Annotated in this window: 1 pseudogene; it reads right to left on the bottom strand. The window is 67.9% G+C overall.

Annotated elements, in window-relative coordinates:
- Positions 1-156 (bottom strand): annotated as a pseudogene (locus B4L26_RS16610) (hydroxymethylglutaryl-CoA synthase); the annotation flags it as partial.
- Between the last annotated feature and the right edge of the window lie 53 nt (positions 157-209).

Genomic DNA, 209 nt, shown 5'->3' with positions numbered 1-209 from the left:
GAGGGCATCGACGGGAAGGTTGCGTGCAGCGGCCACCGCCATGGTCGTGCTGTTTTCGTCGAAGGAGGCGACCACGCGACGGCTTCGCGCGCCGCTGTCGCGACCCAGGCGATAGGCGGGCACGTAGGCGGCATAGCCGGTGATGGACGTACCCATGTCAGGCCACTCCCGAGAACAATGCGGCGATTCCCTGCCCGCCGCCGATGCAC

Origin of the sequence: Gordonia sp. UBA7599 (assembly GCA_002477755.1) — a bacterium.
In the GTDB taxonomy this organism is placed as follows: Bacteria; Actinomycetota; Actinomycetes; order Mycobacteriales; family Mycobacteriaceae; genus Gordonia.
Note: the sequence above shows the minus strand (reverse complement) of the source record. Positions and strands in the feature narration are given on the sequence as shown.